Source organism: Legionella rowbothamii (assembly GCF_900639985.1).
GTDB classification, from domain to species: domain Bacteria; phylum Pseudomonadota; class Gammaproteobacteria; order Legionellales; family Legionellaceae; genus Legionella; species Legionella rowbothamii.
On record NZ_CAAAIM010000005.1, the window covers coordinates 122,857 to 144,122 of the forward strand.

Genomic DNA, 21,266 nt, shown 5'->3' on the forward strand with positions numbered 1-21,266 from the left:
TAAAAATAGAGGATATTATGGCTGAAGATGCCTTAACAGTCGTTACATTAAGAAATAAATTTTATAAAGATAGCCAGAGAAAGGTAATGCTTGCTTTACTCGTTGCATTATTGGTTAACCTTGTGTTGGCTTCTATGTTGGTCTATATGCTGACACATCCTCCTGCTCCGAGATATTTTGCTACCAGCATTAATGGTCGAATTACGCCCTTATTCCCATTAAATGAGCCGAACCAATCTGACTCTGCAGTATTACAATGGGCAAATCAGGCCGCTATAGCTGCGTTTACTTATAACTTCGTGAACTATCGAGATGAGTTACAAGCGTCATCGGGGTTCTTCACCGCAGAAGGTTGGGATCAATTCTTGAATGCGTTGCAACAATCCAATAACCTCGATGCGGTTAAGGCTAAAAAATTGATTGTCTCTGCTGTCGCAACTAGAGCGCCGATTATTTTGCAGAAGGGGGTTTTAAATGGGAGTTACTCATGGCGCGTACAAATGCCAATTCTAGTAACTTATCAGAGTGCCAGCGAATTTACGCAACAAAATAATGTGGTGACTATGTTAATTACCCGAGTCTCAACATTGAATTCTCCTAGAGGAATTGGTATATCACAGTTTGTTGTTGGACCTGCCAGTGGTGGAGTTTCTCAATGAAAAAGGTGAATCAGTTTTTTAAGTTTTGTGTTTTATGTAGTATTACTCATTGGGGGGCTAGCGCCTCCTTTGCTGCTCCTACTCAACAACAGGACAGCGCGCAGCAAGCATTGCAGCAGTTACGTATATTACAACAGCGTTTATCAAATAATCCTGGACAAGGTGGGGCTCAAGGCCAAGTTGCTCAAGGGCAGAACCAAGGTGGTGGCAATAATATACCTATCCCCTTATCTGACTCTTTATACCAGGCTCCTCCACAAAAGCCTGAACCCGCACAGCCACAAACTCAAAATCCTAATGAGCAAGTGGTGAGTCAATCCGATGAAGAGGTTATCGATAATAAAGCCTTTAAAGATATGAGCCGTGGTTTATATCCTTTAACTCCTGAACAAATTGTACATTTAAGACAAATGCAACAAACAATGGAATATGCGAAGGCATCCACACCAGGAACACCGCCTAAACCTACAGCTACATCGCAATTTGTTAATCTATCTCCCGGGTCTACTCCTCCGGTTATTCGCTTGGCTCAGGGATTTGTTTCTTCACTGGTCTTTTTAGATTCTACGGGTTCTCCTTGGCCAATTTCTGCGTATGATTTGGGGGATCCCTCTGCGTTTAATATTCAATGGGATAAAACCAGTAACACGTTAATGATTCAAGCATTGAAATTATACAATTACGGTAACCTAGCGGTTCGTTTGCAGGGGCTAAATACCCCGGTAATGCTAACACTCATTCCTGGCCAGAAAGCGGTAGATTATCGTGTCGATTTGCGGGTGCAAGGTTATGGCCCCAATGCAAAAAACCGACCTATGGAAGCGGGGCTGCCTCCCTCTGCTAGTGAGTTGCTTTTACACGTCCTCGATGGGGTGCCCCCTCCAGGAAGTAAGCGGTTAGGGATTGTCGGTGGTGATGCGCGTGCATGGTTATCCAACGATAGAATGTTTATTCGTACAAATCTTACTATATTGTCTCCGGGCTGGCTTGCAAGTATGACTAGCGCAGATGGTACGCATGCTTATGAAATGCAAAAGTCCCCGGTATTATTAGTCTCCTGGCATGGAAAAGTCATGCAGCTCAAGGTAGAAGGGTTATAAATGGCTGGCAGAAAAGAAAATCTTAAATCACTTTTTTCTAATACCCGTTCACGGGTCATTATCATTTTTACCGCAGTGCTGTTAGTACTTGCCGTAGTAATTGGCTACATTAAGTTGAGAGCCATTAATACCGGGCCAAGTGCAGAAGCCACTCTAAGTAATGCGCCTGGAAGTATTCAATCGATTCCTGGGGTGCTGGATCCCACGGCCCAATATGCTCGCTTACAAGAGGAACAAAACGTTACTCAAGCAAAACAAGCAGAGCAGACAGGGGGCAGTGCCATTCCTACTATTATTCGAACACAAGCTTTAGGTCAGGGAGTAGGAGTTATTGGTTCCCAGAATGGTCAAAGCGGAGTTGGCTTTGCTACTTTGGCTCGTGAAAATGAAGAAGGAGCACAGCGCTCTTTATGGATTCAAAACTTACAAAATAGTGGTTGCTCAAAGTCTGTGCTCGCCCAAGTATTAAGCCAGGGCGCACAATTGTCTGATATTAAATCCGCATGTAGCTGCGCTCAATTAAAAGATAATGGTTATAAGTTACAAGACCTAAATCAGGTTTGTGCGTGTAAAGATTTGAAGGCGGCTGGGTTTAATGCAAGACAATTAAGGGATGTTGGATATACTGCAAGCCGCTTAAGAGATTGCGGTTTTAGCGCGTGTGAATTACGCAGCGCAGGTTTTACCGCACAAGAAATGAAAGATGCAGGTTTTTCTGATGGCGAATTAAAAGGTGCGGGTTTCACCGATGATGAAATTAATCGAGCAAGTGGTTTGCCACAGGGTATCTCAGCTGCTGATGTGCTCAAGGCAGGATGTAATGTCGATAACTTAATAAAACTACGTAAACAAGGGGTAAGTGCCTCTGCAATTCGACGCATCAGTGGCTGTAGCGCGGAGGCTTTAAAAGCCGCAGGATATACCGCTAAAGAGTTAAGAGAGGCGGGCTTTAGTGCAGCAGATTTACGAAAGGCAGGATTTACGCCCGAGCAATTAAGGGCTGCAGGATATAGTGCCAGAGATTTATTAAATGCAGGGTTTACTCCTGAGGATTTAGCTAAGGCAGGATATACCGCCGCACAGATAAAAGAGGCGGAAACAGAATTACCGCCAGGAATTAGTGCCGATGATGTCAGAAAGGCTGGCTGTGATCCGGATGCATTAAAAAAAGAGAGAGCGGCAGGTGTTAGCGCCACATTAATAAAACAATATGCAGGTTGTAGCGCACAAGCATTAAAAGCAGCGGGATTTACGGATGCAGAGTTAGCTAATGCCGGGTTTACGCCCCAAGATATTAGCGCTGCAACTCCGTTAACCGATGCACAAGTCAAGGCCGCAGGTTGTGATCCAGCAGCATTGAAAAAATTATTTAACGCGGGTGTTAGCGCGAAGCGTATTAAAGATTTAAATGGTTGTAGTGCGGAAGCGTTAAAAAATGCAGGTTATGATGCCAAGTCATTACTTGATGCGGGCTATACTCCGGCTCAACTGTTGGCTGCGGGTTATACAACCCGTGATTTAGAAAATGCGGGCTTATCTCCTGCAGAAATTTTAGCCGCCGGACGCGTGTCGGATTGCAGTGTTGATTCATTAAAGAGAGCTCGTGCTGCCGGTATTAGTGCGGCAACGATTAAGAAAACTTTAGGTTGCTCTGCAAAAGCATTAAAAGATGCTGGGTATACTGCGAAAGAATTAAAAGACGCTGGTTTTACCGCCGCAGAATTAAAAAATGCAGGATTTACAGCTGCACAGCTCAAAGCTGCAGGATTTAGTGCTAAGGAGCTTAAAGATGCAGGCTTTAGTGCCAAAGATTTGAAAGATGCAGGTTTTACAGCTGCACAACTTAAGGCGGCAGGCTTTAGTGCCAAGGAGCTTAAGGATGCGGGTTTTAGTGCTAAAGATCTTAAAGATGCGGGTTTTAGTGCCAAAGAGCTGAGGGATGCAGGCTTTACTGCAGCGCAACTTAAGGATGCTGGTTTTAGCGCTAAAGATCTTAAAGATGCAGGTTTTAGTGCTGCTGAGCTAAAAGCGGCAGGCTTTACCGCAGCCCAACTTAAAGATGCAGGTTTTGGGGCTGCTGAACTTAAAGCAGCAGGTTATAGCGCTAAAAATTTAAAGGATGCAGGATTTGCTGCCGCAGATTTAAATGCAGCAGGATATACTCCTGCGGAAATGCAGTTAGTAGGCTTAGGTAGCCCTAATGTGCAACAAGGTGCATTTAGTATTAGCGGGGTGCCAAGTGTAGGGCAAGGTGGTGTAGCAACCCAAGGGGCTACTGCGTCAAACCAGCAATTGCAGGCTATTTTAAACCGCCAGACCCAACAAATGGCCGAACAAAAGTACCAACAAAAAATCCAACAACGAAGTGCAGATATGCTCTCTGCTGCAAATCAGTTATTAGTGGATTGGAAAAATGTTAGTGCCCAAACTTATGCCGCCGGAAATGAAGATAAAGAAGGAATTGCTGGTGCTGCTAATAATGGTGCAGGAGGCAATGCTGGAGCACAAGGCGTCATGGGGGGCTCACAAGAACAGCAGGCCGCCATAATTAAAACAGGTGATGTCTTGTTTGCGGTGATGGATACTTCCGTTAATAGCGATGAGCCAGGTCCTATTCTTGCAACGATTGTTGCTGGAAAACTAAAGGGAACCAAATTAATTGGTAGCTTCAATTTACCTTCAAAAGCGAATAAGATGGTTATTACCTTTAACACCATGTCTGTTCCTGGGGCTCCTAAAACCATATCCATTTCTGCTTTTGCTATTGATCCCAATACAGCGAGAACAGCTCTATCAAGTAGAACAGATCATCATTATTTGTTACGTTATGGTTCATTGTTCGCTTCTTCGTTTCTTGAAGGATTTGGTAACGCGTTCCAGTCAGCTAATACCACAATAACCATTGGTGGTACTGGAGGAGGCAACAACGTAACAGTTGCCAATGGTGTAGGGCGCTCAACGTTACAAAATGCGGTCATTGGATTGGCAACAGTGGGTAAAACCTGGGGACAACAAGCACAGCAGTTATTTAATACACCAACGACTGTTGAGGTATATGCAGGTAGTCCTTTAGGAGTGTTGTTTACACAAGACGTAAGATCACTTTAATTTGACGGTAGAAGACGATGGCAGAAAACGATCAAAATGATGAATATAAATTCGACGAGTATGAGTCTTATGACCACGAGTCAATGGGCAATGCTGAGTCAGGTTCAAGCCCTTCACCAAAACCACCGGGGCAATCTCCTAAGGGGCCTAATAAAGATGTGCGCCGTAATGCATTAATTGCTGTAGGTGTTATCATTGCGGCTATGGTGGGATATAAAGTTGTTGGGGGCTTTTTTTCAGGGAAAAGTACACCTCAGACTAAAGAGGGGAATCTTCCAGCTTCGCCAGTGGCTTCTGTTGCTCCTCAGCAACAAATACAACCAATGCCACAACTTCAACCCCAGCCGGCTCAGCAGCAAGTTGCTCCTCAGCCTATTCCGCAGCAAACAATTCCGGTGTCGCATGAGGATACTACTGGGCTGAAACAACAAGTTGAGTCTATTGCGACAAACCAACAAAATGTTCAATCACAGGTTTCTTCAATGAATGAGCAGGTTGGAAATGTAAGTAATAATATTAATAACTTAAGTGCACAAATTACTCAACTCAACCAGACAATTACTGATTTAACCAATCAGTTAAATAAGCAGTCAGAAGTAATTGCAGTATTAATGGAGCGTACAAAACCTAAGGTAGTGCGCAGGATATTGCCCCCCCAGCGTTATGGGCACGCAAATATTTATTATATTAATGCAGTAATTCCTGGTCGGGCTTGGCTAATTGGCACAAATGGTTCTACACTTACAGTAAGAGAAGGGACAAAGATTGCGGGATATGGAGTCGTTAAGCTTATTGACTCTATGGAAGGTAGAGTCTTAACGAGTTCTGGACGGATAATTAGATTTAGTCAAGACGATAGTTGAGGTAAATATATGGCTGATTCAACATGTACAGGCGGGACGGTTGCGTGCTGGGTAGCGAGTCAGGCAAACATACTAACCAATATTGCAAATTCATTGGTGCCTGTACAACGCTTAATCACGGGCGGTGCATATCTAATAGGTTGTGCTTTTTTATTTAAAGCAATTTACAGCTTAAAAGTATATGGTGAGGCGCGGACGATGATGTCTAGTCACACAAGTGTTAAAGAGCCTGTAGTTTATTTGATGGTAGGGGCAATATTCATTTATTTCCCGACAGCTTTTGCAACGTTAATGCAGAGCACTTTTGGTTATCAAAATGTTCTTCAATACGCCCCAGTAAACAGTAGCAATCAGACATTAGATTTCTTGTTTGGTAATGGGAGTGTGGTCGGAAGGCCACTGACAATTATCATCCAGGTTATTGGGCTGGTCGCTTTTGTGAGAGGGTGGGTGTTGATCGCGCGTTCAGCGTCACAAGGGCAGCCTCCAGGAGGAACAGGAAAGGGTTTAGTCCATGTTTTTGGGGGAATTTTGGCAATCAATATTGTAGGGACTATCAATATGATTAATAATACAATATACGGCACGTGATAGTATGTGGGTGTGTGTTTTTTACTTTTAAATTTAGGAGACAATAGTGAAAAGTAAAATCATTAGTAAAGCAGGCTTTAAGTCTTGGTTAAGCAGTATTGTTTGTCTAAGCTTATTAGCCTTAGTTTGTCAGGATGCAGTTGCTGGTGGGAGTATGACTATCGGTGCTATGGCGTCATCAATTACAGGGTCATTTACGAACCTGACTAAATTAATCACAGCAGGTTCTTATTTGGCTGGCTTGGGTTTTTCAATCGGTGCGATTATGAAGTTTAAGCAGCACAAAGATAACCCAACTCAAATCCCAATTGGTACACCAATTGCACTAGTATTTATTGCTGCAGCGTTGCTGTTCCTCCCTTCAATTTTAGGGGTCACTGGAGCTACTATGTTCGGTTCTTCAGGCGGTAAAACAGCGGGTCCTACTGGTACTGTATATACTGGTTCATAATAATTGGGTTGCAACAAAAGCGGGTAAATTGAATTTGCCCGCTTTGTTTATGTAAACGAGTTAGACTTCTAATTGGGCCAATAGACTATAAATAGTAAAAATATCAGTTAATAATAAGGTTGTATTAGGCAACGTGAGCTGAAAATATGGCAGTGAATCAAGAAAAAAAACAGTTGAGGTTACTGGCTACGCCAGGTTCATGGCGTTTATATTCAGCCAGAAAAGTCGACGAGCGATTTAAGTCATATGAGCAAAAAGTTTTGCAACGAGATCGTTATACTTGTCAATTTTGTGGTTTTCAAGCACGCCTATTTCAAGAAGTAGTAAATCTTGATAATAATTACTCCAACAATAAACTACCAAACTTGGTAACTGCTTGTTGCTTTTGTGCACAGTGCTTTTTTATTGAATCTGTTGGTGTTGGTGGATATGGGGGGGGAACATTAATCTATCTTCCTGAGCTAACTCAGACGGAATTAAATAGCCTTTGCCACGTGCTTTTCTGTGCTATAACTAATGATACTGGATATAAATCCAGTGCGCAGAATATTTATCGCGGATTTAAATTTCGTTCACAACTAGTAGAGGAAAAATTTGGTGAGGGTACAAGTGATCCTGCCATTTTTGGTCAATTAATGATTGACGCGGGGGTGAATGATGAAGAGAGACGGTCACAACTGTTTAAAAACATACTTTTATTGCCTTCTCGGGCAAAATTTCGTAAACAGATCGAAAAATGGGCTGCGAGTGCCTTAGAAGAAATTACTGTATAAGGTTCGTTGACCTAGTGGTTGGTTCCATTTTTTCCACTAGAGTAGAAATGGAAATTGACCCTAAGCTACACTAAATGGGGATAATAAAAATGGCGCATTGGTCAGAATCTTTTTTTGAAGGGGTTGATACCTTCTTTGCCTGGCTAAGTACTTCACTTAAGCAAACAACAGAGTCATACATTGATTTAGAAACAGCGGATAGCCCAACTGTTTTGGTAAATCATGATGGTTCTTTATTATCAATCATTAAAGTCGAAGGGATTTCTGCACTTGCAGGACCTGCAGAATTTGATCAGCTGGTTGCAGGTTTAACAAATGCGTTCCAGGCGGCTATGGGGCGACCAGGCCATGGTTTACAGGTTTACTTTAGCCATGATAAGCAAAACATCAGAAAGTTAATTCGTGATATTTACGATCCGGCAACTGCAACAGCAAAACGACTTGGTTTAGATTTAGGTGACCTTTTTGAAGAACGTACTGACTACATGGCACAGTATTGTGCCGAAGAGCGTTTATTCTTTGTATTAATCACCAGACCGTTCAACTTAACTACGGAACAGTTAAAAGCCGCTAATAAAGCTAAAACGAAGATGCTCAAAGATACTAAAGCACCTCCATTTAAAAGCAGTCAAACGATTTATGCGGCAGTTCCTGAATTACGTGATACCCATGATGCCTATGTTCGTGCCATCATGAATGATTTAGATTCCTTACATGTTGCTGGAAAACTATTAGAGGTTCACGACGCAGTGCATGCGATTCGCATGACCGCTGATCCGGATTACACCGCTGATGATTGGCGTGCTACTTTGCCTGGAGACATGATCCCTGTAAGAGAGTTTAATAGCTTTGAGGGGGACGCCTCTGATCTATTATGGCCCTCATTAGCTAAACAGGTGCTACCGCGTGATGCAGAGGTCTTAGATTTACGCACCGTTCAAGTTGGCGATAAGATTTACTCATCCACCTATATCGATTTATTCCCAAAAGATGTAAGACCATTTGTGTATTTGTTTGGGCGTATCTTGCCTTCTCATATTCCTTGGAAAATTTCATTTTTAATTGAAAGTGAAGGACTGACTACAATTAAATTAAAAGGTCTTTTGGCGGGAATTTTAAGTTTCAGTTCGGCACAAAACCGTCTAATTAGTGATTCAGTTAACTTACTAAAATATTTACAACTTAATACGGATGAATCAATTGTTCGTTTACGTGTAGTGGCTACAACGTGGGCGCCTGAAGGGCGATTGCCTTTATTACGTCAACGTAGTTCCGAATTAGTTAAAGCAATTCAAGGCTGGGGCTCTACGGATGTGTCTGAAATTTGCGGTGATCCCTTTGGTGGTTTCGTGTCCAGCATGTTAGCGGGAACATTGAATAGTACAGCAGTACCTACGGTGGCTCCTTTAAGTGCCGTAGTTTCGATGCTACCTATTACTCGTCCTGCGTCACCTTGGAATAAAGGAGCATTGCTTTTTAGATCCCCCGATGGGAAACCTTGGCCCTTCCAACCCGGCTCTACGGAACAAACTACATGGATTGATCTAGTTTACGCCCGTCCTGGTTCGGGTAAATCCGTTCTGTCTAACGCGATCAATTTAGCGCTATGTTTATCTGGTGGTTTATTACGCTTACCACGTATCGCTATTATTGATATTGGGCCATCAAGTAGTGGATTGATTTCGCTTTTGCAAGAGGCATTACCGGCTTCAAAACGCCACTTGGTGGCTTATCACCGTTTAAGAATGACACCAGATTATTCAATTAATCCCTTTGATACTCAATTAGGCTGCCGTTACCCAACAGCCTTAGAGCGTGCATTCTTGGTGAACTTTATTACCTTATTGACAACCCCGTTAGGTGCGGAGAAACCCTATGATGGTATGCCCGATCTTGCAGGTATGGTTGTCGATGAGTTATTTAAGAGTATGGCTGATGAATTTAACCCAACTCCTTATGCCCCTGGTGTGGAAGTATTCCTGGATAGTATATTGGAAGAGATTGGTTTTGTTCGTGACTCAAAATCAACTTGGTGGGAAGTAACTGATTCACTGTACTCTGCAGGATTTGAGCATGAAGCTATGCTGGCTCAGCGTTATGCCATGCCTCTACTTGCGGATGCGGCTTCTATTTGCCGTACTCCTTCGATTGAAGACTTGTATGAAAAGATTACAGCTCCTACGGGGGAGTCATTAATTAATGCTTTTTCGCGAATGATTTCTGCTGCGGTGCGTGAATATCCTATTTTATCACGGGTGACCAGTTTCGATATTGGGGATGCGCGTGTAGTTTCTCTAGACCTTGACGAGGTAGCCAAGAGTGGCGGTGACGCAGCGGACCGCCAAACGGCGGTAATGTATATGTTGGCGCGCTATGTCTTGGCGCGACATTATTATTTAACTGAAGAAAGTTTGAATAATATTCCTGAACAATACAAGGAATACCATAAGGAACGTGTGCGGGAGATACGCGAAGACCATAAGCGCATCGTTTATGATGAATTCCATCGTACTTCGAAATCAGCCGCTGTGCGTGAACAAGTAATTATCGACATGCGTGAAGGACGAAAATGGAAAGTACAAATTGCTTTGCTTTCTCAGTCGGTGGATGACTTTGATCCGGTAATGATCGATTTTGCGACTGCAATTTATATTATGGACGCGGGACCTTCTCAAGCAATTGAAAAAACCACGTCTATATTCGGGCTTTCTGAAACAGCTAAGGCTGCGTTACGTAATCGGGTGCATGGTCCTCGACTTGGTGGAGCCACCTTCCTCGCTCAATTTGCTACTAAGAGTGGGGTGAACGTTCAATTGCTTACCCTAACTTTAGGTCCGGTCGAGTTGTGGGCTTTTAGTACCACCGCTGAGGATGCTTCTGTGAGAAACCATTTATACCGGCACCTTGGACCTGCTGAGGCACGACGCTTGCTGGCGGCTTTATTCCCCAATGGTTCAGTCGCTAAAGAGATTGAAACTCGTTTAGCGGGAATGAAGGAAAAAATCGGTTTAATTGAAGAGGATATGAAGGAAAGTATTGTAGAACAATTAATTAACGACATCCTTGATGCCTATTCAAAGAACCCCAATGTGAAGAGTTTGCCTGCCAAACTAACTTAATATTATCTTAAGAATATTTAAATATAATGCGCCTCATCTTATAGCAATAGATGAGGTCATTATGAGAAAAATCCTCGCAGTCGCGTTGGTATTGTTTAGCGCTAGTTTTGCTTTTGCAGAAAGCGTTCCTAGTCGTGTTCCTGATGAGTTCTACGTAAAAGAGCACTGGCTTAGCATGACAACAAGTTATGATATTGAAACCAAAACTCAAAAATTAGGTACCTTATATAGAAGATTTTTTAGCTTGCTGTTAACTTATGACTTTTATGACCCATTTGATAACAAAATTGCTTATGCACGTTCTAAATTCTTTTCATTTACTGCACATTTTGATGTTTACGATAATTTTGAAAATTATTTAGGTGCAGCAGATGAGCGCCTATTTTCTTTCTTCCCTACCTTTGATATTTATGACCGCGATGGCTATACGAAGCTTGCTAAGGCATCAATGAACTTTTGGGGAACATTATTTACTATCTATGATCCAGTGACCAACAAAGAAATGGCGCAGATGTCTCGCCCATTTTTTAGGCTGAAAAATGACTGGACGTTCCACGTAATCGACAGAGAAATATTTGATCATAAGGGTATTGATCCACGAGTATTGATGACGGTTATTGCATTTCAAGGCGATAGAGAATATTGGGAGCAAGAACAGCGACGTGATCAAGATGATCTGAGAAGAAGAGGTATCAAGAGTACTCAACAAGCTCCTGCTACAGATGTAAGCAAACAACAGTTGAGTACACTTTTAGATAAAATTGCTGCCTTAAGCAAGCAAGAAGGTTTAGATAATACTCAAGAGCCTGAGGAAAATGCAGCTATTGCAATTGCAGCAGAGTTAGAAAATGGATACAACAAGCAAATGACTGATGATTCAGTACAGTCAACTCAAGAGCGATTGAATGCCTTTACTGATTATTGTTTACATTTGATTCAATCAGATTCTATATCTCACGAGAAAAAGAAAACCATTCTGTTCTTATTAAAAGCGCGCTTGGAAGCCAACGCATAATAAAGGCATAAGGTAGGTTGGGCTATATATTTTAAGCCCAGCCTACATCGGTTAACTAGTCCGTAACAAATCCTGATTACGTTGTATTCCATCAAGGCTGCTGTAAGAGCAACCATAAACTTTCTTGGCATCATACATTGCCAAATCTGCTTTAACGACGAGATCTGTCGCTGTTTTCGCATCATCCGGATAGGTAGCTGAGCCGATGCTAATGGAATAACAATAAGGTTCCCCATTTTCAAGAATCGCGATTGGTTGAAACTCCTCAATAATTCGTTCTGCAATCACCTGGGAGGTTTGCTTGTTGGGAGCATGGGGTACGATGGCAGTAAATTCATCACCACCAAGCCGTGCAATGAAATCTTTTTCGCGAAAACACAGTTGGAGTCGTCTTGAGGTTTCTAAAAGTAATTGATCTCCTATACTGTGGCCATAACGATCATTGACGTGCTTAAAATTGTCCAGATCAATAAAGAACACGGTAATGCAATGATTTGGGCTTATCGTGTTAATTAACTCGTGCAAATGCTGAATGAAATAGCGACGATTAGGTAAATTTGTCAGATGATCAAAACGAGCTAGATAGTGGTATTTATCTTTTTCTGTTTGTAATAGGTAGTTCCTATCATTTAATTCCTGCTCATAGCGTTCGTTTTCACGCAGCAAACTGGCAAGTGTCGTCACAATAATAAGATAGGTGAATAAATGATTAATGAGCTCGATTGCCAGGAATTGATAGGGGGGTAAATTATAATAAGGAGGAATGACAAATTGATTAAAGACAATGAGGATTAACATTGAGGCAATGGAATAAATTAATAAACCACTCATTCCCGTAAGTGATGCTGCAAGTAAGGGCATTACATAGAACCATTGGGTATGTAGTGGACCAATACCCCAAACTAAATAGTTACCGATAACAATTGCGAAAAAAATAATAGCAGCCAGAAGTTGGCTGCATAAGTATACATTTTTAGTTCGTTTAAGTAGCCATAAATTAGCTAAGGTGAGTCCAGCTGTAATACCAATAATTGTGATTAAAGCCCAAAGCTGAGACATCGAATAGAAAATCGCGACAATTGCACAGACAAAAAGGAGTTCCCAAGTGACATACTGAATCAGGCGATATTGCCGAGTATATTTTTCGATGCTATCCGAATGTTTTAAGTAGTTGAAAATCTTATAGAGCATTTCGGTTTCAGTCCTTGGCCTTATTGAATATCCACATCATTAGTTTAGTTGAACTTATTAATAGTAGGTAATTTTAATATCGACTAGTTGTATTATTACAATGATTTAATTGGTAACGATATTCGAACCTTTAAGCCTCCTTCTAATAAATTACTTAGAGAGATATCACCCTGATGCTTCTGGATAATTTCACGAGCAATGGTTAATCCCAAACCGGTTCCCCCAGTACTGCGTGAGCGCGAGTACTCACCACGATAGAACGGAAGGAACACTTGTTCCAATTCGGCTACCGGAAGGCCGGGGCCTTTATCTGTAATGGTGATTACCACCTGTTGAGGCAAATGTTGTAAATGGATTGTTGCTTGAACACCATAATGTACCGCATTATTAATTAGGTTGCTTAAGGCACGCTTTAATAAATTCACCGAACCCAAATAAATCAATTTAGAGCAGTTACTCGTAAAATGTACCTGATAATTTAATTCCAAGGCATCATCGCTTAGCGAGGATAGCAACGCGACCATATCAAAGCGTTGCGGTTTCTCTTCATGATTAATATCATGAAAATAATCTAAGGTTTCCTGAATCATCAGTTCCATATCATTAATATCCGCACTAATTTTGGCATAGTAGGGACTATCCGTCAGATATTCAGTTCGCAGTTTCAAACGGGTCAATGGGGTACGCAAATCATGAGAAATAGCGGTTACAATCCGAGTACGGTTAGCTAAAAGCTTATTTACTTTCTCTTGGAGGTCATTAATTTTTTTAAAGATGGTTTTTTGATCAGAGTTTCCTGTTAGAGGGATGGGTAGCCAATTTTCCTGCTTTTCATTATAACTTAGGCTTTGGATTAAGGTTTGAATAGGTTGGTTTAGTGTTTTTACAGCCCAATAATTAAGGAGTATTAAAGCTCCTAATAAAATAAGTAAAAGACTGATAATAAAACTTAGTTGATTTGATACAGGGGGGATCATACTGACATTTAGCCATGCATTTTCTTGGATGAATAGGGAAAATTCCAATTTTTTATTTTGCTTCATGAGATTGAACAGGACAGGGGCTTTTAAGGTTAATAAGGCATTTTGTTCATAGACCGGGCTAGAGGATAAGCTAATTTCTGACCAGCGAGAATGACGATTTTGCAGAATGGAGGGCCAGTTGGATTGGGGGCTTTTTTGCAAGTGATTCACTAGTCTTGTTAATGAGCGTATGGTATTAGCAGAAATAAATGAATGAGCATGTGCATAATATTGCCCCAATTGCAGCAGTGCAAAGCCAATGATGAGATTTCCTAGGACTAATCCCAACAGCGTTTTTTTCGCTGTGGTGGTTAATTGACTCATAACATATCAACCTTTGTTTTGAATTGATAACCGCCACCACGAATAGTTAATAGTAATTGGGGATTGCGGGGATCTAGTTCAATCTTTTTGCGTAAACGACCAATTAAGACATCAATTGTGCGATCCTGCGAATCAAAATTCTTATCGTATAAAAGATCCATTAGTTGATCTCGGCTTAAGATACGCCCTGGGTGTTCTAAAAAAATAAGCAATAAATCATATTCGCGTTGACTTAGCGGAATTGCAATATCATCTTGGTCAATCAATGCATGCGTGTTGCGATCGAGAATCCAATTCTCAAAGTAGATTTGCTGTAAGGGTGCGAGCTTTTTGCGATCTTCACTTAACTCGCCTTGCGTGCGCCTTAATTGTGCTTTGATTCGTGCTAGGAGTTCACGAGCGCTAAATGGTTTGGAGATATAATCGTCAGCCCCTAATTCCAGGCCTGCAACTTTATCTGCAATACTGTTCGCTGCACTGAGCATAATAATGGGTATGCTGTATGTCTGGCGAATTATTTGGCAGAGTTGCAGGCCATCCATGCCTGGTAGCATGATGTCGAGAATCACCAGATCAAAATTATGTTCCCGTAACAATTGTTTGAGCATCAGCCCATTTAATGCACAGGTGGTACGAAAACCATTTTTAATCAGATAATCGTTGATCAAATCTATGATCTCTTGATCATCATCAATAATCAAAATATGGTGTTTTTTGGTATTCATTTAGTACCTACAGCTAAGGTAGGAAGTGTCTAATTTATTGTAACAAGAATGTTACAATAAACAATCCATTTGTCATATTCCTATTACATTCAGCCAGTACACTTAGCAATGAAGAGCTAAATAATAGGAGAAAAAAATGAACATCAAACGTTTGCTACTTGTTAACAGTTGCGCTTTCGCATTAGTAGGGACCTCAGTAGTATTTGCTCAAACAGAGCCAGCTAATGTGAATATAGCAGCACAGAAACAAGAGCAATGTGCCAAGTATAAATCACTTTCTACAGAGCAACGCGCTCAATTACAGGTTTTAAGAAAAAGTATGCGCGCAGAAATGAAACCTTTAATTCAAGAAAAACGTGTGATACGGCAACAAATTAAAACGGCGATTACAGCCCCCAATGCCCAATGGAGTAACGTTGAGGCTTTGGTAGCTAAAAGCAATGAAGTGAATAATAAAATCACTATGGTTGTTGTCAAAAGTCGATTTGATGCTTTTCAAAAAGTGGGGGTATTGATGCCTTCCGGACATCATCACAAATGCCATTCCGGCACAAAGTAGCTCAGCAGTAGTGTTTCTGCTGCTTTAAGCTTTGAGTTCGCAAATCCTCGAATTGCCGCAGCTTGACTGCGGTAATTCGGCGCTCAAGAAGTAAAGCTAATTAGAACTCTTCGCCTGTGCGAATAACACGAGTAAAAAATGAGCTGGGGCACTCAGTTCGCACTACTTGAGCTCAACCACGATGACTTTTATTGGATGATCACTCATATTTTCATCGGTATGCAATTCGCCGGGAACATCTTTGTGCAAATAATAGGCTTGATTCTTTTCTAATTCGAGATAATGCACTTCCCCTTTATTGTTGGTAACTTTAAGTTTACCCGAGTCCAAAGCCACCACTACGCGATTATGCTCATGGCGATGCATGGCTAAAATTTGCTCTTTATTCGGATAAATCAAAGTTTTCCAAACTTGAACCTTGTCATTTACGAGCATGGGAATACGCTGAGTGCTATTCGCCTGAGCTAAATACGAGATTAATATAAAAATTAATACAGTAAGTTGACGCATATTTTCTCACTCTTTTTGCAAAATAGAAGAAAACTATAATACAAAGTCGCGCTGAAGGGTATCTGTAACGACCTGCTGAATGAGCTGTGCCAATTTATCATACCTCGCTATTTTATATGAGGTGGCCCTCCAAGCAACCCCGATTTCTCTATAAGCCTGTTTATTTGTTAATGGTCGCGCAATTAGCTCAGTGCCACGAAGAATTCCGCTGTTAATCGCTAATGTAGGTAAAAAGGTTATTCCTGGCTGATGATTGACCATTTGAATTAATGTATGCAAGCTGGTAGCAAAGAAATGATTAATTTGTTTACTGTCTTTCAATTCACAGGCTTGCAGTGCATGCCCAGTCAGACAGTGTTCTTTTTCCAGAAGGAAAATGCTGTTCTCAGGTAAGTTGCTAATTTCTGGGGTAAGGCCTTGCCATGCTTTAGGTAAAACTAACTGAAAATAATCTTTGCCCAAGATGCGTGTATGAAGATCGGAAGTAGGATAAGGTAAGGCAAGAATCACCATGTCCAGTTTTCCCTCGCGCAATAATTTTAATGCATTTTCAGTCGTATCCTCTCTTATAAATAGAGTTAATTCCGGATAACGTTCTTGACACTGATTTTGCAGCCCATTTAATACAAAAGGAGCAATGGTAGGAATAATTCCCAGATAAAAGTTGCCTTGCATCATTTTGCCCTGAGTCTTCGCATAATCCACTAAGGCATCACTTTGCTCAAGGAGTACTCGACTACGTTTTACAATCTCTTCGCCAACGGGGGTAAATAAAAAGGTTTTATGATCGCGTTCCAAAAGTTGTACTTCAAGTGTTTCCTCAAGATTGGTAATGGCCGCACTTAAGGTGGATTGGCTTATAAAACACGCTGCCGCAGCACGACCAAAATGTTGATGCTCATAGAGGTTTATTAAATAATGCAGTTGCTTTAGGTTGGTTAATTTTCTCATCGCTTTTTCCGATTAATTACATCTATTTTATTCATTTTAAATAATTATACACCATCACTATACTAAAACTGTAATCAGTAAGAGGAGATCATTATGTTAACTGTTGGCCAAAAAATACCTGGGTTTTCTGTTGTGGCGGTAAAACCTGGTTTCAATAACCATGAGGAAAATGGGGAAAGTGCTTTTGAAGTAATTACGGAACAGAGCTTTGCTGGTAAATGGAAAGTCCTTTATTTCTATCCTAAAGATTTTACTTTTGTTTGCCCAACAGAAATTGTGGAGTTTGCTCGATTAAATGGCGAGTTTAATGACCGTGATGCTGTCGTCTTAGGAGGCAGTACTGATAATGAATTTGTCAAATTGGCATGGCGTAGAGAGCACAAAGATTTACATGCTTTAGATCAGTATAGTTTTGCGGATGTGAATGGAAAATTAACGGATGGGTTGGGAGTTCGAGATGCGGAAAGCGGTTGTGCTTTAAGAGCCACCTTCATTATTGACCCCAATAATGTCATCCAACATGTCAGTGTGAACTCTCTAAACGTTGGCCGTAATCCACAAGAGGTATTACGTATTTTAGATGCATTACAAACTGATGAACTTTGTCCTTGTAATCGTCCTGTGGGTGGGGAAACTTTGTAACGACGCAAGCTAGGTTGTTAGACCAGCAAACAGGGTTATATCGAGTTTTAAATGCTGGGCTTGGCAGCCCAGCCTACATTAAAATACCGGCATTGAATTCAATACCGAGAGTAATGAGAGGATATTATGTCTATTGAACAATTAAAACAAAGTATTCCTGATTATGCTAAAGACATACGTCTTAACGTCAGTAATCTATTTGGAAATATAGCTCAGACGGGTTTAACGGAGAATCAATTTTACGGGACCACCTTGGCTATTGCATATAGTGTTAAAAATAAGCGAATACTAGAAGCTATTTTAACGGAGGGAGAGGCTTATATAACACCAGAGTTACATCAAGCAGCAAAAATAGCCGCAACGCTAATGGCTATGAATAATGTATATTATCGGGCCATCCATTTGGCGGAAAATAAAGAGTTGTCATCGTTACCTGCGAATTTACGCATGAATGCGATGGCAAATCCCGGTGTGCCTAAAGCTGATTTTGAGCTGTTTGCCTTAGCTGTATCTGCGTTAAATGGTTGCGGAATGTGCATTCATTCTCATGTTGCGCACCTAGAAGAAGAGGGATTAAGCACGGTGGCGATGCAAGCGACTTTACGCATTGCTGCAGTGCTTAATGCTCTGGCTCTGGTGTTAACAATTGAGTAATAGGGAGTTGTTTCCCACCCCGTATTAGGACTTTTTCCAATACGGGCTACACATTGAGATTTGATTTATACCACTCTTTACCATCCACGAATCGGGCTACCATCATGCTTCCCACCGTATTGCACGTAACGTTAAGCATAGTGGCTAAAGGGTCGATAATGATGCTAATCGCGGCAATTGCAATTAACACCGAAGGGGGAAAACCATAAACGCTTAATATGAGTAACTCACCCAACATCCCGCCACTCGGAATTGCTCCCATGACGGTGCCTACTAATAAAGAAACACCTATGGCCGTGAGCAATACGCTTGCACCAGAAAAATCCCAATGAAAAATTCCGAATAAGAATGCAATTTTAAAAATACCGCCAATAACAGAGCCTTCTTTATGGATAATGGTGCCTAAGGGGATTACCGTTTCATATATCTCAGGAGAAATACGCATTTTTTTCGCAGCCATCAAGTTAGCAGGAATACTGGCTGCACTGCTGCAGGTGGCAACTGAGGTTACCGATGGCAGGAAAATCGCACCCCAAAATAATTTAACACCCTGCATTTTTCCTGCGATGTAGGCATATCCAGTAAAACCCAGGACAAAATATAAGAGCGTATAGAAATAATAAAGTCCGGCAATGCGCAGATAATTTTCCATTAGCTGCGGACCTAGCTCATTGATTAACACAGCGAAATAGGCAAAGAAACCTATAGGCGCGTAATACATGATTAGGGCAAAAACCCGCATGAAAATTTCCTCTCCAGCATGCAGAAAGTCAATAAACACGTGTCCTTTTTCACTTAAGCGTGAAGTGGAAATACCTACTAAAAGAGAAAATACGATTAAGGCCAAAATATGTTGATGTGACAGCAAGTGGCTAAAATCTTTTACCGTAAATATGCCAGCAATTTGGCTACTAAAATTAGCGGTATTCGCTTGCACTTGAGCCGCCAGCGGCAAGGTAATGCCTTGCGCCGGTGGGAACATTTTAACGACAAGTAGCGCATAAATAGCGGCGATTAAACTGGTAAAAAGAAATACTCCCGACATATTAAAAATGATTTTACCCAACTTTCCCATTGAGCCGAGTCGAGCAATGGCTGAAGTCACACTGAAAAAAATTAAAGGCACAATGGCGGTAAAAATCAGGTTCAGAAAAATTTCACCAAAAGGTTTTAAGTAGGGGGTGATAGAACCGAAGTAATAACCAGTAAATCCTCCCAGCAGAATAGAAGACATTAAAATAAAAGGAAAAAAATAAGTCCCCAGAATTTTTTTTGCTGCAGCCATGTAGTGATTTCCTTCTGTTTTCGGCAGGGATTTTAAGGCTTCGTATTTTATACCCAAGGTAATGCAAATGCTATTTTTATGCTTTTGGGGAGAAGGGTTGTTATTAAACTGAATATACTGAATGAATATAAAACATATTCATTGATTTAAATATTTACATGCTGTATAATTCGTGCTGCCTACATAATTAAACCGTGAGGGTACTTATGCCTGCTATTGACGTTGTTCGTTACACGCCATCTGAGTTACAATCCTGGAATATTGCATTAAAAAATAATCAAGCACTAATTCTTAATCATACCAATCGTATTCATCAATATCAGCTCGTTTTAACTCCCCTAGAAGAGGAATTACAACGAATAGACCAGACAATTAATGAAACTCTTGCAGCCTTAAATTTGAATACCGGGGTATCTCTCGATGTAGCGGCTTATCTCAATCCAAATTATCATCCTCCTCGACATGGCGACTATAATACCAATTATCGAATTATTGAGTTACAACGCCAATTAATCTCTTTAGATCAACAAAGAAAAGAGCGTGTTAATGATATGCTACCATATCAAAATAACATCCGTCGTTTAACTCAAGAACTGAATAAATTAACCTCCCAGAGCGAACTGATACGGCAACAGATTGAATCAGCAAATTTGTTCTTACATGTATTATGTTCGAATCCTCGTTCCTTAGTAATGGATTTACGTGACAAATTACTCACTGCGGTAAATGCTTATGAAGATCAGCATATGAGCAACCAATCATTGACTGTTCGTAGTAGTTTGCATGCAATTCATAATGGCTTGGATTTCTTAATTGCTGATGTATATGATTTAAAGATACAGCAAGAAAATTATTTACGACTATGCGGCTTCTTAGCGGATATCTATTGCCGGGTCCAACAAGAAAATAAAGATGAGATTTTTCTTAGTACTTTAGAAGAAGTTATTAATACTACGCATATAGATCCACAAGAAGATCTTTTAGACGACCTAGGTATTTCATTTAATGCGATGGCTTGGTTTCGAGCTACGAAAAAAGAACAGCGTCGTGTTTTTGCAATTACCGAGGCTGAATTAAACAGCGATGAAGTTGCGAGATGCCAGCAAGTGATGGATCGACTTTTGGATGATTCGTTATCCCAGGCGACCTACTTACAACAGAGTATTAGACAAAGCGCTCAAGCGATTGATATTGAGATCTGTGAAAAGATCCGTAGAAATGAATCTATTGATTATCATTTCTATGTCTGCTTGGCCAATACCTTAATGCAATTACATCATGACGGGAGTGACTCACGCGCAACACTGCGTTTGTTTCATATGGCAGAACAAGCAACGGGCGCCTCTTCATTAGGTAAAAAACTGTTAGGTGCTTTAATGGTTGTCTTGGGGGCGGTGATGGTTACTACCAGCATTTTAGCCTTTGCTTCCTCTCTAGGTAGTGCTTCCGCTCTGAGTGCTTGGGGGAGTGCTTTGGGACTTAACCTGATCCAAACCCAGGTAGCGGCTTTAACCTTAAGTTGCTCCATAACTGCGGCAGTTGGAACCGGACTTACATTTTGGGGCTCTCGTACCATAAGCGCTAGCGCTCGTCAAGGCTTGTCACAACATTTGATCGATACTTATGATGCAGCACTGAAGGATGTAGGTCCCTCTGCTCCTTTGGCTGATGTGCAATCTACACACTATGTTCAGCCGATGTATCAATAATTTGTTGATTGCTAC

General features: G+C 41.1%; 19 protein-coding genes. 13 read left to right on the plus strand and 6 right to left on the minus strand.

The genetic code is table 11. From position 1 onward, the window contains the following. The first annotated feature begins 17 nt into the window (after window positions 1–17). The 9 genes from E1P08_RS10080 (at window position 18) to E1P08_RS10120 (ending at window position 11,679) form a co-directional block, all read left to right on the plus strand. Window positions 18–659: a type IVB secretion system apparatus protein IcmL/DotI gene (locus E1P08_RS10080; protein ID WP_133136894.1), complete on the plus strand. Its 642-nt coding sequence runs from the start codon at window positions 18–20 to the stop codon at window positions 657–659. Continuing rightward, complete coding sequence (locus tag E1P08_RS10085; RefSeq protein ID WP_133136895.1) at window positions 656–1,759, plus strand: DotH/IcmK family type IV secretion protein; 1,104 nt, start codon at window positions 656–658, stop codon at window positions 1,757–1,759. Before E1P08_RS10080 ends, E1P08_RS10085 begins: the two co-directional genes overlap by 4 nt. Further along, window positions 1,760–4,867 carry a type IVB secretion system protein DotG/IcmE gene (dotG, locus tag E1P08_RS10090; RefSeq protein WP_133136896.1) on the plus strand — a complete coding sequence of 1,036 codons (3,108 nt, stop codon included), beginning with the start codon at window positions 1,760–1,762 and terminating at the stop codon, window positions 4,865–4,867. A 17-nt stretch (window positions 4,868–4,884) separates the two neighbouring features. Beyond that, window positions 4,885–5,730, plus strand: coding sequence for a type IVB secretion system protein IcmG/DotF (gene icmG / locus E1P08_RS10095; protein ID WP_133136897.1), 846 nt, complete (start codon window positions 4,885–4,887; stop codon window positions 5,728–5,730). Between the two features lie 9 nt (window positions 5,731–5,739). Then, window positions 5,740–6,321, plus strand: coding sequence for a hypothetical protein (locus tag E1P08_RS10100; RefSeq protein WP_058533123.1), 582 nt, complete (start codon window positions 5,740–5,742; stop codon window positions 6,319–6,321). A 46-nt stretch (window positions 6,322–6,367) separates the two neighbouring features. Further along, window positions 6,368–6,772, plus strand: a complete 405-nt coding sequence (locus E1P08_RS10105) for a type IV secretion protein IcmD (protein ID WP_133136898.1) — start codon at window positions 6,368–6,370, stop codon at window positions 6,770–6,772. Between the two features lie 146 nt (window positions 6,773–6,918). After that, window positions 6,919–7,545: a type IVB secretion system protein IcmJDotN gene (gene icmJ / locus E1P08_RS10110; RefSeq protein ID WP_133136899.1), complete on the plus strand. Its 627-nt coding sequence runs from the start codon at window positions 6,919–6,921 to the stop codon at window positions 7,543–7,545. Between the two features lie 89 nt (window positions 7,546–7,634). Continuing rightward, entirely contained in the window at window positions 7,635–10,664 is a 3,030-nt protein-coding gene (locus tag E1P08_RS10115; protein WP_133136900.1) for a type IV secretion protein IcmB, read from the plus strand. Between the two features lie 61 nt (window positions 10,665–10,725). Then, window positions 10,726–11,679, plus strand: coding sequence for an LURP-one-related family protein (locus E1P08_RS10120; RefSeq protein WP_133136901.1), 954 nt, complete (start codon window positions 10,726–10,728; stop codon window positions 11,677–11,679). A gap of 51 nt (window positions 11,680–11,730) precedes the next feature. On the opposite strand, the gene E1P08_RS10125 is transcribed toward E1P08_RS10120, so the two are convergent. From E1P08_RS10125 to E1P08_RS10135, 3 genes are all read right to left on the minus strand, one after another. Continuing rightward, a complete protein-coding gene (locus E1P08_RS10125) occupies window positions 11,731–12,870 on the minus strand; it encodes a diguanylate cyclase domain-containing protein (protein ID WP_133136902.1) in 1,140 nt (379 codons plus the stop codon). Between the two features lie 95 nt (window positions 12,871–12,965). After that, window positions 12,966–14,216: a sensor histidine kinase gene (locus E1P08_RS10130; RefSeq protein ID WP_133136903.1), complete on the minus strand. Its 1,251-nt coding sequence runs from the start codon at window positions 14,214–14,216 to the stop codon at window positions 12,966–12,968. Continuing rightward, entirely contained in the window at window positions 14,213–14,941 is a 729-nt protein-coding gene (locus E1P08_RS10135) for a response regulator transcription factor (protein ID WP_133136904.1), read from the minus strand. Before E1P08_RS10135 ends, E1P08_RS10130 begins: the two co-directional genes overlap by 4 nt. 136 nt (window positions 14,942–15,077) lie before the next feature. Between E1P08_RS10135 and E1P08_RS10140 the strand changes: the two genes are divergently transcribed. Next, window positions 15,078–15,500 carry a Spy/CpxP family protein refolding chaperone gene (locus tag E1P08_RS10140; RefSeq protein ID WP_133136905.1) on the plus strand — a complete coding sequence of 141 codons (423 nt, stop codon included), beginning with the start codon at window positions 15,078–15,080 and terminating at the stop codon, window positions 15,498–15,500. A gap of 162 nt (window positions 15,501–15,662) precedes the next feature. On the opposite strand, the gene E1P08_RS10145 is transcribed toward E1P08_RS10140, so the two are convergent. Both E1P08_RS10145 and E1P08_RS10150 read right to left on the minus strand, forming a co-directional pair. Beyond that, window positions 15,663–16,010, minus strand: a complete 348-nt coding sequence (locus tag E1P08_RS10145) for a cupin domain-containing protein (protein ID WP_133136906.1) — start codon at window positions 16,008–16,010, stop codon at window positions 15,663–15,665. 33 nt (window positions 16,011–16,043) lie between these two features. Continuing rightward, window positions 16,044–16,961 carry a hydrogen peroxide-inducible genes activator gene (locus tag E1P08_RS10150; protein WP_133136907.1) on the minus strand — a complete coding sequence of 306 codons (918 nt, stop codon included), beginning with the start codon at window positions 16,959–16,961 and terminating at the stop codon, window positions 16,044–16,046. A gap of 93 nt (window positions 16,962–17,054) precedes the next feature. On the opposite strand from E1P08_RS10150, the gene E1P08_RS10155 reads away from it, so the two are divergent. Beyond that, a complete protein-coding gene (locus E1P08_RS10155; RefSeq protein WP_133136908.1) occupies window positions 17,055–17,603 on the plus strand; it encodes a peroxiredoxin in 549 nt (182 codons plus the stop codon). A gap of 126 nt (window positions 17,604–17,729) precedes the next feature. Next, window positions 17,730–18,257, plus strand: coding sequence for a carboxymuconolactone decarboxylase family protein (locus E1P08_RS10160; protein WP_133136909.1), 528 nt, complete (start codon window positions 17,730–17,732; stop codon window positions 18,255–18,257). Between the two features lie 46 nt (window positions 18,258–18,303). Here the strand turns inward: E1P08_RS10160 and E1P08_RS10165 are convergent, their stop codons facing one another. Further along, the gene (locus tag E1P08_RS10165) at window positions 18,304–19,542 is read right to left on the minus strand and encodes a dicarboxylate/amino acid:cation symporter (protein ID WP_133136910.1); all 1,239 of its coding nucleotides are present in this window, start codon (window positions 19,540–19,542) and stop codon (window positions 18,304–18,306) included. Between the two features lie 206 nt (window positions 19,543–19,748). Between E1P08_RS10165 and E1P08_RS10170 the strand changes: the two genes are divergently transcribed. After that, window positions 19,749–21,251, plus strand: coding sequence for a hypothetical protein (locus E1P08_RS10170; RefSeq protein ID WP_133136911.1), 1,503 nt, complete (start codon window positions 19,749–19,751; stop codon window positions 21,249–21,251). Window positions 21,252–21,266 lie beyond the last annotated feature (15 nt).

Excerpts from the sequence above, each read along its gene's own strand:
- icmG (WP_133136897.1), top strand. The coding sequence starts at position 4,885 with ATGGCAGAAAACGATCAAAATGATGAATATAAATTCGACGAGTATGAG.
- E1P08_RS10080 (WP_133136894.1), top strand. The coding sequence starts at position 18 with ATGGCTGAAGATGCCTTAACAGTCGTTACATTAAGAAATAAATTTTAT.
- E1P08_RS10125 (WP_133136902.1), bottom strand. The coding sequence starts at position 12,870 with ATGCTCTATAAGATTTTCAACTACTTAAAACATTCGGATAGCATCGAA.
- E1P08_RS10165 (WP_133136910.1), bottom strand. The coding sequence starts at position 19,542 with ATGGCTGCAGCAAAAAAAATTCTGGGGACTTATTTTTTTCCTTTTATT.
- E1P08_RS10100 (WP_058533123.1), top strand. The coding sequence starts at position 5,740 with ATGGCTGATTCAACATGTACAGGCGGGACGGTTGCGTGCTGGGTAGCG.
- dotG (WP_133136896.1), top strand. The coding sequence starts at position 1,760 with ATGGCTGGCAGAAAAGAAAATCTTAAATCACTTTTTTCTAATACCCGT.
- E1P08_RS10145 (WP_133136906.1), bottom strand. The coding sequence starts at position 16,010 with ATGCGTCAACTTACTGTATTAATTTTTATATTAATCTCGTATTTAGCT.
- icmJ (WP_133136899.1), top strand. The coding sequence starts at position 6,919 with ATGGCAGTGAATCAAGAAAAAAAACAGTTGAGGTTACTGGCTACGCCA.
- E1P08_RS10115 (WP_133136900.1), top strand. The coding sequence starts at position 7,635 with ATGGCGCATTGGTCAGAATCTTTTTTTGAAGGGGTTGATACCTTCTTT.
- E1P08_RS10150 (WP_133136907.1), bottom strand. The coding sequence starts at position 16,961 with ATGAGAAAATTAACCAACCTAAAGCAACTGCATTATTTAATAAACCTC.
- E1P08_RS10155 (WP_133136908.1), top strand. The coding sequence starts at position 17,055 with ATGTTAACTGTTGGCCAAAAAATACCTGGGTTTTCTGTTGTGGCGGTA.
- E1P08_RS10160 (WP_133136909.1), top strand. The coding sequence starts at position 17,730 with ATGTCTATTGAACAATTAAAACAAAGTATTCCTGATTATGCTAAAGAC.
- E1P08_RS10130 (WP_133136903.1), bottom strand. The coding sequence starts at position 14,216 with ATGAGTCAATTAACCACCACAGCGAAAAAAACGCTGTTGGGATTAGTC.
- E1P08_RS10135 (WP_133136904.1), bottom strand. The coding sequence starts at position 14,941 with ATGAATACCAAAAAACACCATATTTTGATTATTGATGATGATCAAGAG.
- E1P08_RS10085 (WP_133136895.1), top strand. The coding sequence starts at position 656 with ATGAAAAAGGTGAATCAGTTTTTTAAGTTTTGTGTTTTATGTAGTATT.
- E1P08_RS10120 (WP_133136901.1), top strand. The coding sequence starts at position 10,726 with ATGAGAAAAATCCTCGCAGTCGCGTTGGTATTGTTTAGCGCTAGTTTT.
- E1P08_RS10170 (WP_133136911.1), top strand. The coding sequence starts at position 19,749 with ATGCCTGCTATTGACGTTGTTCGTTACACGCCATCTGAGTTACAATCC.
- E1P08_RS10140 (WP_133136905.1), top strand. The coding sequence starts at position 15,078 with ATGAACATCAAACGTTTGCTACTTGTTAACAGTTGCGCTTTCGCATTA.